Origin of the sequence: Sebaldella termitidis ATCC 33386, assembly GCF_000024405.1 — a bacterium.
GTDB lineage: Bacteria > Fusobacteriota > Fusobacteriia > Fusobacteriales > Leptotrichiaceae > Sebaldella > Sebaldella termitidis.
Genome location: NC_013517.1, coordinates 716634 through 730440 on the forward strand (window position 1 = coordinate 716634; position 13807 = coordinate 730440).

The 13807-nt window shown below is 33.8% G+C and carries 13 protein-coding genes; 11 read left to right on the forward strand and 2 right to left on the reverse strand.

Features of this window, described 5'->3' with window-relative positions:
• Positions 1 to 277: 277 nt before the first annotated feature.
• From STERM_RS03265 to STERM_RS03275, 3 genes are all read left to right on the forward strand, one after another.
• A complete protein-coding gene (locus STERM_RS03265; RefSeq protein ID WP_012860133.1) occupies positions 278 to 610 on the forward strand; it encodes a nucleoside triphosphate pyrophosphohydrolase family protein in 333 nt (110 codons plus the stop codon).
• Between the two features lie 521 nt (positions 611 to 1131).
• A complete protein-coding gene (locus tag STERM_RS03270; protein WP_012860134.1) occupies positions 1132 to 1821 on the forward strand; it encodes a metal-dependent hydrolase in 690 nt (229 codons plus the stop codon).
• Positions 1822 to 1947: 126 nt separating this feature from the next.
• Positions 1948 to 2484, forward strand: coding sequence for a hypothetical protein (locus STERM_RS03275; protein WP_012860135.1), 537 nt, complete (start codon positions 1948 to 1950; stop codon positions 2482 to 2484).
• 73 nt (positions 2485 to 2557) lie between these two features.
• Here STERM_RS03275 and STERM_RS03280 read toward each other — a convergent pair whose 3' ends face one another.
• Complete coding sequence (locus tag STERM_RS03280; protein WP_012860136.1) at positions 2558 to 3331, reverse strand: IclR family transcriptional regulator; 774 nt, start codon at positions 3329 to 3331, stop codon at positions 2558 to 2560.
• Positions 3332 to 3757: 426 nt separating this feature from the next.
• Here STERM_RS03280 and kduD point away from each other — a divergent pair, with 426 nt between their 5' ends.
• The gene (kduD, locus tag STERM_RS03285) at positions 3758 to 4537 is read left to right on the forward strand and encodes a 2-dehydro-3-deoxy-D-gluconate 5-dehydrogenase KduD (protein WP_012860137.1); all 780 of its coding nucleotides are present in this window, start codon (positions 3758 to 3760) and stop codon (positions 4535 to 4537) included.
• A gap of 47 nt (positions 4538 to 4584) precedes the next feature.
• Entirely contained in the window at positions 4585 to 5415 is an 831-nt protein-coding gene (gene kduI / locus STERM_RS03290; RefSeq protein ID WP_012860138.1) for a 5-dehydro-4-deoxy-D-glucuronate isomerase, read from the forward strand.
• A gap of 233 nt (positions 5416 to 5648) precedes the next feature.
• Here kduI and STERM_RS03295 read toward each other — a convergent pair whose 3' ends face one another.
• Complete coding sequence (locus STERM_RS03295) at positions 5649 to 6491, reverse strand: replication initiation protein (RefSeq protein WP_341872147.1); 843 nt, start codon at positions 6489 to 6491, stop codon at positions 5649 to 5651.
• A 480-nt stretch (positions 6492 to 6971) separates the two neighbouring features.
• Here STERM_RS03295 and STERM_RS03300 point away from each other — a divergent pair, with 480 nt between their 5' ends.
• The 6 genes from STERM_RS03300 to dagF all read left to right on the forward strand — a co-directional run bounded on the left by STERM_RS03300 (position 6972) and on the right by dagF (position 13686).
• Positions 6972 to 8276 (forward strand): PTS sugar transporter subunit IIC, encoded by a 1305-nt coding sequence (locus STERM_RS03300; RefSeq protein WP_012860140.1) that lies wholly within the window; start codon positions 6972 to 6974, stop codon positions 8274 to 8276.
• A gap of 68 nt (positions 8277 to 8344) precedes the next feature.
• Positions 8345 to 9436: a DUF871 domain-containing protein gene (locus STERM_RS03305; RefSeq protein ID WP_012860141.1), complete on the forward strand. Its 1092-nt coding sequence runs from the start codon at positions 8345 to 8347 to the stop codon at positions 9434 to 9436.
• Positions 9437 to 9455: 19 nt separating this feature from the next.
• Positions 9456 to 10469: a sugar kinase gene (locus STERM_RS03310; RefSeq protein ID WP_012860142.1), complete on the forward strand. Its 1014-nt coding sequence runs from the start codon at positions 9456 to 9458 to the stop codon at positions 10467 to 10469.
• A 118-nt stretch (positions 10470 to 10587) separates the two neighbouring features.
• Positions 10588 to 11700 carry an amidohydrolase/deacetylase family metallohydrolase gene (locus STERM_RS03315; RefSeq protein WP_012860143.1) on the forward strand — a complete coding sequence of 371 codons (1113 nt, stop codon included), beginning with the start codon at positions 10588 to 10590 and terminating at the stop codon, positions 11698 to 11700.
• Between the two features lie 50 nt (positions 11701 to 11750).
• On the forward strand, positions 11751 to 12848 hold the full coding sequence (locus STERM_RS03320; RefSeq protein ID WP_012860144.1) for a DgaE family pyridoxal phosphate-dependent ammonia lyase: 1098 nt from the start codon (positions 11751 to 11753) through the stop codon (positions 12846 to 12848).
• An 88-nt stretch (positions 12849 to 12936) separates the two neighbouring features.
• Positions 12937 to 13686, forward strand: coding sequence for a 2-dehydro-3-deoxy-phosphogluconate aldolase (gene dagF / locus STERM_RS03325; protein ID WP_012860145.1), 750 nt, complete (start codon positions 12937 to 12939; stop codon positions 13684 to 13686).
• Positions 13687 to 13807: the final 121 nt, after the last annotated feature.

Here is a 13807-nt window from a genome sequence, read left to right on the forward strand (position 1 = left end):
TATTTCTTGATATTTTCTCTATATTATATCATATTTCTTCTATAACATAATCAAAATTCTTTTCTAAAAACAATTTTTATTTTTATGAGCTAATTTTTATCATTTATCCATTTCAATGGAATATTGTTTTTGAATTTACAATTATCAGAACAAGCAAAACAGTTCGAAAAATAATTGGATATATTGGAAATCTGATGAAAAATGTGAGAAATTGAGATATAATTAATTATATAAACAAAGTATGGGAAGCAAGAAAAAAATATTTAGGAGGCAGAAAATGATATCTATTAACAGCTTACAAAAAGAAATACATAAAAATGCGGTATCTCATGGATGGTGGGATTCAAAAAGAGAATTCGGTACTTTGATAGCTTTGTGTCATTCAGAATTATCCGAGGCTCTGGAGGAAAACCGGAAAGGGATTCCGATTAACCAGACTTACTATACAGAATCCGGAAAGATGGAGGGTGTTCCTTCTGAGCTGGCAGATACAGTAATCAGAATTATGGATATCTGTGAATATTACGGTATTGATCTTGAAAAGGTTATTTTAGAAAAACATGAATATAATAAAAACAGAGAATTTAAACACGGTAATAAAAAATTTTAGTATAATTATGTAACCAAGAAAAGAGTTCCTGATAAAAGCTGGTAATAAAAATCATTTAAATTACGGAGATTCTTTCATATATTTACACTAAAAAGAGATCGGATTTTTCCGGTCTTTTCTTTTTTATCCGGAATTATATCATATGTTTAATAATATATTACATATCATAATATTTTTTTCTGAGTAAAATTATTATATTTGAAAATCAGAAAACTAATTTGGGTTTAGAAAAGGCAGAAAATATTTTTTTATTAACCGTCAAATCAAAAATAAAGTTTAAATAAAGCAAGGACTAAGGCTCTAATCATATAATAAACATAAGAAAAAAGTAAATACCCGAAAAAATTTACCTTTTTATATATAGAGACTATCAGTTACCCGACTGATAGTATTTTTTTTAAGCAAGGTATAAATTGTCTGTACAAATCATCTGTACAATGATAAAATTAATATAAACGTTTAATATAATAACTTCTTTCTGAAAGTAAGTCTGCAGCTATATTAATACAGGAGGTAACAAAATGAAAATAAAATTTTTGGGGCAGTCATGTTTCCTTATAGAAACTAACGGTAAAAATATAATAATAGATCCTTACCTTACGGAAAATCCAAAAAATCCCACTTCTCTTAATGATATTCCAAAGCTGGATCTGATATTGATAACACATGCGCATTCAGATCATGTAGGAAATGCTGTGGAACTGGCACTAAGAGATGATGCTCTTATAGTAACGGGAACTGAGCTGGCACGCTGGCTTGCATCTAAAGGGGCAAAGGTCATTCCCGCAGGGATAGGCGGAAAGAAGGATTTTGAATTTATAAGTGTAAAATTCACTCAGGCAATACACAGCTCCAGCATAAATGACAACGGACAGATGCTTTATGGCGGGTTGGCAGCAGGAATACTGATTTATGCAGAGGGAAAAACAATATATCATGCAGGGGATACAGCGCTGTTTCTTGATATGAAGCTTATAGGAGAAATGAATAATATTGATTATGCGATACTTCCTATAGGGGATAATTTTACTATGGGAATTGACGATTCAGTGACAGCCGCAAAATGGCTTAAGGCAAAAAAGTATATACCAATGCACTATAATACAATGCCGCTTATAGAACAGGATCCTTATGAGTGGCTTGGGAAAATAGAATCAAAAGGGCTTGCGGGAGAAATACTGAATTATGGAGATGTTCTTGAGATACAGTAAATAATAATGATTAGTGACAATAAACAGGATTCTTTTATGTTGTAAGTAAAGACATATTAATAATTGCTTGACGGATAAATTTAATGATGATAAAATTAAATATTAAAAATAAACGGAGGTTTAAATGTGAGGAAATTATTATCAGCATTATTTTTAGTTCTTGGTGTCGTTTCTTTTTCTAATTGCAGTCTCTTTACAGGAATAAATAAAGATCCCATGGCTGCAGCTGTTGTTAATGCCATTAGCGAGTCAAAATTAGATAATAAAGTATACTGCGACAACTCAGGATACTTCATGGTATATTACTGGAATGGACAAAACGGGATACAGGTCGGGCTTGCTTATCAGGTTCCAAGCATACAGAATGGAGCACCAACAGAAGCTTTTATAAAAGATGTAAAAAATATTCAGAAAAAATTGCCGAAAGAGTTTAAAGAAATGCAGATACACTATAGAATGTATATATACACGTCAAGTAAGACTTATTTTTACGGGAGTATCTTCATGGATAAAAATAAAGAATATCATTACAGTAATGAAAATAACAGAAATACATATTTGGAAGGAAAGCCTTTTGCTTCAACAGTTTCGACGTTCGGTGCAGGTATTTTTTCAGAATATAAATATCAAGGCTGGCAGTATACTGAAAATATAATTTATTAATTATAATGCCGATAAAGATAATATATAAAAAAGAGGTGTAACAAAATTATGCATTTTGTCCAGCCTCTTTATTTTATTTCGGAGAATAGCCCAGATTTTGGGAAATTTCCAAAGTAGTTTTCAGAAGGTATTTCAGTACCTTTTCTTCTTTTTCTTTATTAAATCTGTTTTTTGGAATAGAAACGCTTACGGCATAGTTGACAGTTCCGAGATTATTAAATACAGGGGCTGCAATACATATTATTTCCAGTTCCTGCTCTTCATTATCGTACGCATATCCGTTTTTCAGGATATTTTTTAGTTCATCTCTCATTTTATCTATGGAGACTATGGTGTTGGGAGTATAAGACTTTAGGTCAAATCCCGCCCATATCTCATCAAGATTATCCATATAATTATATGCGAGCATAATTTTTCCCACGGCTGTAGAGTAAAGAGGATTTCTTTTGCCGATGTAGGTATTCATTCTGTAAGGCATATCCTTTGGTTCCAGCTTATCTATATATGCGACTCCGAGACCGTCCAGAAATACCAGATGTATTGTTTCATTTATTTCAGAAAGAAGATTTTTCAAAAACGGTGCAGCTATTTCGTTAAATTTTGTTTCATTAAGAAGTTTGCTGCCAAGACTTAATATTTTAAATGACATTTTATATTTCAGGGTTTCCTCATTTTGTGTAATATATCCTCTTGCAAGAAGAGTATTGGCAATTCTGTGTGTAGTTGCTTTATTCCATTTTAAATTATTTGAAAGATCCGTAAGGGATAGTCCATTTTCATATCTGCTCAACAGTTCAAGCAGATCGAATGCTTTTAAAATGGATAAAACATTATTAGCATTATTCATGCTTCCTCCTTTTGGCACCGTAGTTTTGAATAATTAATTCCTATTAGAATAAGTCTCTTATATGGCATAAAATTATTTCCTTCTAAAACTTTTGGCAGCCAGAATTCTAAATAAGATTATTATAAGGTATAATTGATATTTTATCAAGATAGGCATATTTTGAGTATTTACGTGAAAAATATATATAAGTTAACAAATTTACTTATATGATATATTTTATAAATCAAAAAAAGTAAAATGATATATTATATATTATTTTGAAAAAACATAAAATGATGTATACTAGTATTGTAAGAGATAAATTTTTTTACAAAAATAAAAATGAAATTCAGTTTCATAATACGAAACTATTTTAAGAAAGTAAGTAATATCAGTTATTTCAAGCAAAAATAATATTTTAAAATAAATCAATAAGGAGATGATGGAATGTCAGGGTTAACAGGATTTTCAATGGACTTTTTCTCATTGAAAGGAAAAACGGTTTTTATTACAGGTGCCAATACAGGACTGGGACAGGGATATGCAATAGCGCTTGCCACAGCAGGAGCTGATTTGTTTATAGTGACTTATGACAGAGAATGGGAGGAAACAGAAAAGCTGATCACAGCTGAAGGAGTAAAAGTAAAGTTTTTTCAGGCAGATCTGACTAAAAGAGATCAAGTAACAGCAGCAGTAAATGCATGTATTGAAGAATACGGTAAAATAGATGTTCTGGTAAACAATGCGGGAACTATAAGAAGAGCTCCTCTTCTGGAGTATAAGGATGAAGACTGGCAGGCTGTCATGGACATTAATCTGAATGCCGTGTATTATCTGAGTCAGGATGTAGCAAAGCAAATGGCAAAGCAAGGCGGAGGAAAAATTATAAACGTTGCTTCCATGCTTTCATTTCAGGGAGGAAAATTCGTACCTCCGTATACAGCAAGCAAACATGGTGTAGCAGGCTTAACAAAAGCTTTTGCCAATGAACTTGCAGAGAAAAATATACAGGTAAATGCAATAGCACCGGGATATATAGAAACTGCGAATACTGCGCCAATAAGAGCAGATGAAAGCAGAAATAAAGAGATTCTGGGAAGAATACCGGCGGGCAAATGGGGAAAACCGTTTGACTTAATGGGCAGCATTGTATTTTTAGCAAGCAAGGCTTCTGACTATGTAACAGGACATATTTTGGCTGTTGACGGCGGATGGCTTGTAAGATAGAATTAATAATAAATTATAAAAAATAATAAATAAAGGAGAATGGAAAAATGGATGTAAGATATGCAAGTCACCCGGATGACGTAAAAAATTATGATACAGAGACTTTAAGAGAAAAGTTTTTAATAGAAAAAGTATTTGGAAAAGACGAAATAAATTTAACATATTCACATGTAGACAGAATAATAGCAGGCGGGATATTCCCGGTAGAAAAGGAACTGAAGCTGGAAGTGGGAGACGCTCTGGGAACTGATTATTTTCTTGAAAGAAGAGAAATGGGGATTATAAATATAGGCGGAAAAGGCGAGGTAGTTCTTGACGGAGAAACTTTTGCACTAAACCCGAAGGACGGAATGTATATGGGACTTGGAATTAAGGATGTTATTTTCAGATCACTTGATAAAAACGATCCTGCCAAATTTTATATGAATTCAGCACCGGCACATAAAAAATATCCTACTGTAAAAATAGATATAGATAAAGCAAATCCGGCTCATATGGGTGATGAAAAGCTTTCAAACAAAAGAACAATATATAAATATATAGATCCTAGTGTATGTGAAAGCTGTCAGCTTCTAATGGGAATGACTATACTGGAACCTAATAACATGTGGAATACAATGCCGTGCCATACACACGACAGAAGAATGGAAGTATATTTTTACTTTAATCTTCCGGAAGATCAAAGAGTATTTCATTTTATGGGAAAACCTGATGATACAAAGCATCTGGTACTTGCGAATGAGCAGGGAGCAATATCTCCAAGCTGGTCTATACACTCAGGTGTAGGAACACACAACTATACATTCATCTGGGGAATGGTCGGGGAAAATGTAAATTACGGTGATATGCAGGCAGTAAAAATGGAAGACTTAAAATAGTTTGTTACCTCTAAAATATTAATAGCAGGACTGTATAAAACAAAATAATTATGAATACTGAAATATCTGAAAACATTTAGTTTATTGATATTTATTCTGTAGATAATTTTTGTTTTTAACAGTCCTGTATTTAGTTCTGAATAAAACCTGTAAAATATATTTGAAAAGATTATTTTCCCTTATATTTTGCAGGTATGAAAGATTCATATTCATTCTGTTATTTTTTGTAAGATTTAAGTTTTTTTGTATATTTTTATATCATAAAACTTATCTGAAAGCTCCAGTATTTCTATTCGGATAGTTTTAGTTTCAAAAAAGATTTTTTTATCAATATTAAGCATATAGAATTTTTTATTAAATCTGCTGTTTATAATCTGATCATCAAAAATTTCGCTTTCCTTTATTTTTCCCATTTCCTGAAACAGTATTTTCTGAAGCAGTATAATATTATCTGCTTTTTCTTTTATATGAAGCAAAAGTGAGCTGTTTTCAAAAAACTGGTCTTTTATTATATTTTCAAGGTGATTTTCTATTGTTTTGTTTTTATCAAGATTTTTAATCCCTTTCAGGATAATTTCCTTGGAGTAAACACTGAGCAGTTCGGTAATTTTGGTAATTGCAGTGTTAAAATTTATGTACTGTGTGGTTTTTTCAAGAAGTTCTATAGCAAATTTAGAATTGGCATAAAAATTTTTATTTGTAATAATAAAGCTTAAGCTTACTATTTTATTATTAACACTGCTTCCGGATTTTATTTTATCATAAAAAACAATATAAGGAGTATTTTCTTCTATATCTGATACTATAGTTTTCAGTATAAATTTTTCAAAATCATAAAACCGTGCATAGGAATCTATTTCGATAGAATCCTTTAGATCGTCAACAGAGATATCTATTTTTTTGCTGTCACTAATATCCTGGCAGTATTTCAGGAAAAAACGCAGTGTAAATTTTTCCTGTAACGTCAGCACAGACTGAAAGTCAGGAATGATATTCATGTGTGAAATATTCTTTAATAAATCGCTGAACTGCAGACTTACTATATTACTGGTAGCTTCGTATCCTGACAGAAACATGTAGGAATATATTTCCTCCTTAAAATATATTTTTACATTTTTCTTTTGAAATTTGTCTAAAATATTGTAAAGTTCACTTTTGTTTACATCGATCTGAGACAAAATCTCTAGAATAGTGTATTTTTCAATTTTTTTATGTAAAAAATTTTTTATTAAAACTTTTTCATGTTTAGAAAGAAATTTGTCAAAACTTATTTTATGATTATCATAATAAAAAAATTCCATTAAATCACCTCTTTTTTTATCCGTGAAAAGTATCTTTTTTTAGAAAATACACGAAAACAGCTGACTGTGATTTTCAATTATTATATATTATACCATTATTATTGCTTAGTTACAAACGCTTAAGGCAAAAAAAATATTTTAAACGAAAACAGCACAAAAAATAGCCGGAATTTGACTTAGCATTATAATGTGGTAGAACATGAGTAGAATAAAAATTATTAACTAATTCAAAAAAATTTCAGGAGGAAAGAAATTATGAGTAAAATTATGACAATATTAGAAGAAAGGGTAGCACCGGCTGTAAACAAAATAGGCGGACAAAGACATTTGAGAGCAGTAAGAAACGGAATAATATCAATGCTGCCTCTGACTATAGTAGGATCATTTTTTGTAATATTTCTAAATGTACCAATACCGGGATATGATGAGCTGATAGCTCCTATCAAAGCTTCACTGGACATACCGTTCAGATATACCGTGGGTATAATGTCAATATATGTATCTTTTGGTATAGCACACCAGCTGGCAAAGAGCTATAATCTGGATGAGCTTACTTCAGGGTTTCTTGCTGTGGCAGGATTTCTTATTTCATCAGTAGTGCCTACACAGGTTTCAAAAGGCGTAGAAGGTGTAATTGCTGCCGGAAGATGGATGCCTATAGCAAAATTAAGTGCATCAAGTCTTTTTGGAGCAATACTTGCGTCAATAATATCAGTGGAGATATACAGATTCTTTAAAGAAAAGGATATAGTAATAAAGATGCCTGACGGTGTACCGCCTGCAGTATCAAACTCTTTTGCAGCATTATTTCCAGCAGTTGCCATAATATTGCTTTTCTGGACAATAAGACATTTATTGGGATTCGATATAAGTGAGGCTCTGTCAACGCTGCTTGCACCGTTAAAAGGTATTCTTGCAGGGAATTCACTGCTTGGAGGATTACTAACAGTTTTTCTTATACTGTTTTTCTGGGTTTTGGGAATTCACGGGCCTGCAATACTAGGACCGGTTATAAGACCGATCTGGGATGCTACAATAGCGGAAAATATGGATGCATTTACAGCAGGTGCCAGTGCACATGCACTGCCGAATATCTTTACAGAACAATTTCTGCAATGGTTCTTATGGATAGGCGGATCAGGTATGACGCTTCCTCTGGTATTCCTGTTTTTAATATCAAAATCAAGATTTCTGAAGGATCTGGGGAAATTATCACTCCTTCCGGGAATCTTTAATATAAATGAACCGGTAATTTTCGGAGCGCCGATAGTTATGAATCCGATTCTGGCGATACCATTTATAATAGTGCCTATAATATGTACAATAATATCATATATTTTAACAAGAGTGGGCATGATACCAATGATGATGGCGAAGCTGCCGTTTACAGTTCCTGCACCTATAGGGGCGTTGATAAGTACTAACTGGAGTGTGATGGCCTGTATTCTGGTATTTGTAAACTTCTTTATAGGACTTGTTATATACTATCCTTTCTTTAAAATGTATGAAAAACAGCTGCTTGAACAGGAAGCTGCTGCTAAGTCAACAGAAGAAGCATAAACTGATTATCATTGTGAAGGTAAAGCTGCCTTCACAATGGTATATTTTATAATTTACAGGAGGAAAAAATGAAAAGAAAACTGGGAATATCAATATATCCTGAAAAATCAACAGTGGAAAAAGATAAGGAATATATAGAAAAAGCACATAAATACGGATTCAGTAAAATTTTTACATGTCTTTTATCTGTGGATAAGCCTATAGAGATAATAAAAAAGGAATTTATAGAAATAATAGATTTTGCAGACAAGCTGGGAATGGAAGTAATACTGGATATTTCTCCGGCAGTATTCGATAAGCTGAATATAAGCTATAATGATCTGAGCTTTTTTAAAGAGCTCGGGGCAGCGGGAATACGTCTTGATCTTGGATTCGACGGTTTGAAAGAAGCTCAGCTTACTTATGACAAAACAGATTTGAAAATAGAGTTGAATATGAGTAATGATATAGATTATCTTAATAATATATTAAGCTATACACCCAATAAAGATAACCTGATAGGAAGTCACAATTTTTATCCACAGAAATATACAGGGCTTGAATACGGGTATTTTTTGAGATGCAGCAGAAGATTCAAGGAAAAAGGGATAAGAACATCAGCCTTTATTTCATCGCAGGCGGCAAGTTTCGGACCTTGGAGTATAAATGACGGTTTGTGTACGCTTGAAATGCACAGAAATCTTCCGGCAGCTGTTCAGGCAAAGCATTTGTGGGCAACAGGTCTTATAGATGATGTGGTAATAGGGAATGCTTATGCAAGTGAAGAAGAGCTGAAAGCCCTCGGAGAACTTAACCCTTATCTTCTTGAGCTGGATGTAGAGCTAGAAAATGGTATATCAGATGTAGAGAAGAAAATACTTTTTCAGGAAAATCATCTTAGAAGAGGTGATATAAGTGAGTATATGATAAGATCCACAGAAGTAAGAAAGAGATATACAGGAGCTGATATTCCCGCAAGAAATTATGATTCACAAAAAATCGGGGATATTGTGATAGGAAATAATGAATTCGGTAAGTATAAAGGAGAAACTCAGGTAGTGATAAAGGATATGCCGGCAGACAGCAGAAAAAACAGAGCAGGGAAGGTTATAGAGGAGGAATTGTTTTTACTTTCATTTATTGGTCCGTGGATAAATTTTAAATTCAAAGAAAAAAAATAATATAGAAAAGGTGATGTTAGTGAAAGTAGCAGCATTTGGGGAAGTGATGATGAGATGCAGTGTTCCCGGAAAAAAGAAGTTATTTCAGTCAAATAATCTGGAGTATATGTTTTCAGGAACTGGTCTGAATGTAATGGGACAGCTTGGAAGATTCGGTCTGGAAACAGAACTTATTACAAAGCTTCCCGATAATCCTCTGGGGGATGCGGCAGTCTCACAGATACAGAGTCTTGGTGTAAATACTGGGAAAATAGCCAGAGGCGGAGAATTTATAGGAATATATTTTCTCGAGGAAGGTTTTGGAAAAAGACCTTCTGTGGTTACATATACAGATAGAAGAGGAAGCTCCTTTTGTAAATCTAAGTTAAAGGATTACAATATGGAGGATATTCTGGAAAATGTACAGATGATTCATTTCTGCGGGATAAGCCTTGCAATGAATGATGATGTAAGAAATATTATGTTCTCTATGGCTAAAAGAGCTAAGGAAAAAGGGATACTGGTTGTTTTTGACTGCAATTACAGGGAAAAATTATGGAAAAAGAAATATGAGGATGCTATACCAAATTATAAAAAAATAATAGAATATTCTGATATTGTTTTTGCAAGTGAAAAAGATATAAGTAATATATTTGGCATAAAAAGTGAAAAAGAGAATGTAGAAATAGAGGAAATATTAAGAGATCTTATTCCGGAATTTGCTGCGAAGTATGATCTGAAGCTGGTGTCAGGAACAATCAGGGATAATAAAAGCCTGAATTCTCAAAAATTAAAGGGATTTGCTTATAAAAATAAAAAAATTTACTTTTCCGAATATCAAGAACTTGAAATTTATGATAGAATTGGAGGAGGTGATGCCTACACTTCAGGTATACTTTATAAATATCTGAAAAAGGCAAAGCTTGAAGAAATGGTAGATTTTGCAGTAGCAAGTGCTGTTTTGGGACACACTACATATGGAGATACGCCTGTATCAGCTTTGGAAGAAGTGGAGGAATTGCTTCACGGTGATTTTAGCGAGCTGAAAAGGTAAGGAATTACTTCTTCATGTCAAAATATGAACAAGTTTAACATCAGATGTTTTGATATTATTATTATACTATTATTTACTTCAGGCAAAACATCAATAAAAACATAAAGGAGGGAAATTTATGCTTATTAAGAACGGGGTGTTGATTGACAAAAACAACGGTTTTCATCTGAGCAGAAAGGATATCAGGGTCGAAGACGGACTCATAAAGGAGGTAGCTGATGATCTTCTTCCATATGAAAATGAAGAAATAGTGGATATCAGCGGTCTTGTAGCGGCTCCCGGCTTTACAGACATACATACACATGTATATCACGGGAAAACTGCCATAGGAATAGATCCGGACAGGGTCGGTGTAGAACAGGGAGTAACAGCGGTAGTAGACGCAGGAACTGCCGGAGCTGATACTTTCGAAGATTTCTATGAGCGTATTATAAAAAAAGCCAAGACCAGAGTATACGCCTTTTTGAATATTGCATCACCGGGACTGTTGAGTCTCAGCGAGCTGACTGATTTATCAAACATAGAATTTGAAAAAGTAAAGGAAACCGTAGAAAAGTACAAGGATGTCATAGTAGGAATAAAAGCAAGAGCTTCCGGTTCTGTCGTGGGAGAGAACGGGGCAGAGCCTATAAGAATAGCAAAGGAAATAGCTAAAAAACTAGGGCTTCCTATTATGGTACATATAGGAAACGCACCTCCGAAAGTAGAAGAGGTTTTGAATTTCATGGAAAAAGGAGATATAATAACACATTGTTTTCATAATAAAGTGAATAATCTGATAAGGGAGATAGGAATTCTTCCTGAAGCAAAGGCTGCCAGGGAAAGAGGAGTACTTTTTGATGTAGGACATGGAAATGCAAGCTTTTCATTTGATACAGGTGCTAAAGGTATAGCAGACGGTTTTATTCCTGATTTTTTGAGTACGGATATTTATGATAAAAATATAGAAAAACCTGTAAAAAGTCAGATAACTACTTTGAATAAAATGCTGTATCTGGGACTTACCCTGGAAGACTGCATAAATAAACTTACCAGAGAACCTGCCAAAGCACTTTCACTGGGAGAAACAGGAGAAATAAAAACAGGATACAGAGCTGATTTTACAATATTTGAATTGGTGGATAATTATACGGAATTAACTGATTCAGTGGATAAAACAGTGAAACAGAAGCCGTATGTAAAAGGGAAATACAGTATAGTAGGTGGAAAAGTCTACGAATGTGTGCAATAATATTATTATACCAATAACAGGATTTTATTATCCGTTTCTAAGGAGGAAAAGTGAATATATATGAAAAAATAGGTCTTCAGAAAGTAATAAACGCTAGCGGGAGAATGACAATACTAGGAGTATCGGTATTATCAGATAAGAGTACAGACGGCTTCAAGGAAGGAAGTCAGAATTTCGTGGTAATGGAAGATCTTATGAATAAAGCAGGAGAAATAGTTTCAGCTTATACAAAGGCTGAGGCAAGCTGTGTTACATCTTCGGCATCAGCAGGAATAGCAATAGCTGCAGCTTCTCTTATTACAAAGGATAATCAGACAATGGCTGAGAATCTTCATATACTGAATACTGATAAAAGAGAAATAATTATACAAAAAGGTCATGTAGTAAACTATGGCGCACCTATAAAGACTATGATAGAGCTAGGCGGAGGTAAGCTGGTGGAAGTAGGCCAGTCAAATCTTACAAGCGAAGAAAATATAACAGGAAATATAAATGAAAATACTGTGGGAATATTTTACGTAAAATCACATCATAGTGTACAGAAGGGTATGCTGAGTCTGGAAAAGACAATAGAGATAGGAAAGAAATATAATATTCCAGTAGTAGTGGATGCAGCAGCAGAAGAGGATCTGGAAAAATATGTGTTAATGGGAACAGACATGGTGATATACAGCGGTTCTAAGGCAATAGAAGGACCAGCATCGGGATTTATAACAGGAAAGAAGGAGCTTATCAAGAATTGTAAGCTGCAGTATAAGGGAATAGGAAGAGCAATGAAGGTGGACAAAGGAGTAATAATGAGTCTTTTGAGCGCTTTGGAACAGTATAGTCAAAAGGATGAGGCAAGGATAGAGCAGGAAAATAAGAAGAAAGCAGAGCTTCTAGCAGAGGAATTAAAGGGGATAAAGGGTACTGCAATATCAGTGGTAAAGGATGAAGCAGGAAGAGAGATATACAGAACAGAGATGAAGCTTCTGGATACTAAGCTGAATGCAGAAGAACTGATAAAGGAGCTGGAAGGCGGGAATCCTGCGATCTATACAAGAAACTATTATAAGAATCAGGGGAAAATACACTTTGACATGAGATCAGTAGATGAAAAGGAAATAGGAAATATATTTAAGAGAATAGAAGAAATATTAGGTTAACTCTATAAAAAATAAAAGCTTTTGTCCATTCAAAAGAAAAATATACAGAATGGAATGCTTATTCAAATAAATACAGGAGGAATATGAAATGCTTGATACAAAAATAAAGTTTTATAAAGGAAGAGTAGCATTAAATGTGCTTGCGAAAGATCTGGCGAATGCAAAGGAAATATATGAAGCAGCAGAAGGTCATGTAGTAGTGGGACTTTTATCGAAAAACTATGATAAGATAGAAGACGGAGTTGCAGAAGTAAAGGAGTATCTGAAAGAGCTGGGAGTGGTATCTGTAGGTCTTGGAGCGGGAGATCCGAGTCAGTTTGAGAAGGCAGCACTGATATCATGTGAGACAGATCCGGGTCATGTAAATCAAGTATTTACAGGAGCAGGATATGCAGCAGGAGCATTAAGAGCAAAGGGTCATGGCAGAACATATATAAATGTATTAATGAGTCCTACAGGAGAGCCTGGAAAGGTAAAGATAAGCACGGGAGAGCTGAGTGAAAAGGAGAAAGCAGCAATAGTCGATGTAGATACAGCAGTGGCAATGCTTAAGGATATGAGAGCACATTCGGTGAAATTCTTCCCTATGGGAGGTCTGAAATCACTGGAGGAGCTGAAGGAAGTGGCAAAGGCGAGTGAAAGAGGGAATCTGGAGCTGATAGAGCCTACAGGGGGAATAGATCTGGAGAATTTTGAGGAGATACTAAAGGTGTGTGTGGAAAGCAGTATACCAAGAATAATGCCGCATATATACGGATCAATAATAGATAAGGAAACAGGACTTACAAGAGTGGAAGACATAAAAAAACTTTATGAAATTATAAAAAAGCTGGTGTAATATAAATATTGAAGTTCGGAATATGGAATTAATCCGGACTTTTTTAATTTTAAATGATTCGGAATATAAAAGAATTTGAAAATAATAAAAAATAATGGTACAAATATAAAAAAACTGAATA

Bases quoted from the DNA above. Each gene is read 5' to 3' on its own strand.
- STERM_RS03265 (WP_012860133.1), top strand. From the start codon at position 278: ATGATATCTATTAACAGCTTACAAAAAGAAATACATAAAAATGCGGTA.
- STERM_RS03270 (WP_012860134.1), top strand. From the start codon at position 1,132: ATGAAAATAAAATTTTTGGGGCAGTCATGTTTCCTTATAGAAACTAAC.
- STERM_RS03280 (WP_012860136.1), bottom strand. From the start codon at position 3,331: ATGAATAATGCTAATAATGTTTTATCCATTTTAAAAGCATTCGATCTG.
- kduD (WP_012860137.1), top strand. From the start codon at position 3,758: ATGTCAGGGTTAACAGGATTTTCAATGGACTTTTTCTCATTGAAAGGA.
- kduI (WP_012860138.1), top strand. From the start codon at position 4,585: ATGGATGTAAGATATGCAAGTCACCCGGATGACGTAAAAAATTATGAT.
- STERM_RS03295 (WP_341872147.1), bottom strand. From the start codon at position 6,491: ATGTTTCTGTCAGGATACGAAGCTACCAGTAATATAGTAAGTCTGCAG.
- STERM_RS03300 (WP_012860140.1), top strand. From the start codon at position 6,972: ATGAGTAAAATTATGACAATATTAGAAGAAAGGGTAGCACCGGCTGTA.
- STERM_RS03305 (WP_012860141.1), top strand. From the start codon at position 8,345: ATGAAAAGAAAACTGGGAATATCAATATATCCTGAAAAATCAACAGTG.
- STERM_RS03315 (WP_012860143.1), top strand. From the start codon at position 10,588: ATGCTTATTAAGAACGGGGTGTTGATTGACAAAAACAACGGTTTTCAT.
- dagF (WP_012860145.1), top strand. From the start codon at position 12,937: ATGCTTGATACAAAAATAAAGTTTTATAAAGGAAGAGTAGCATTAAAT.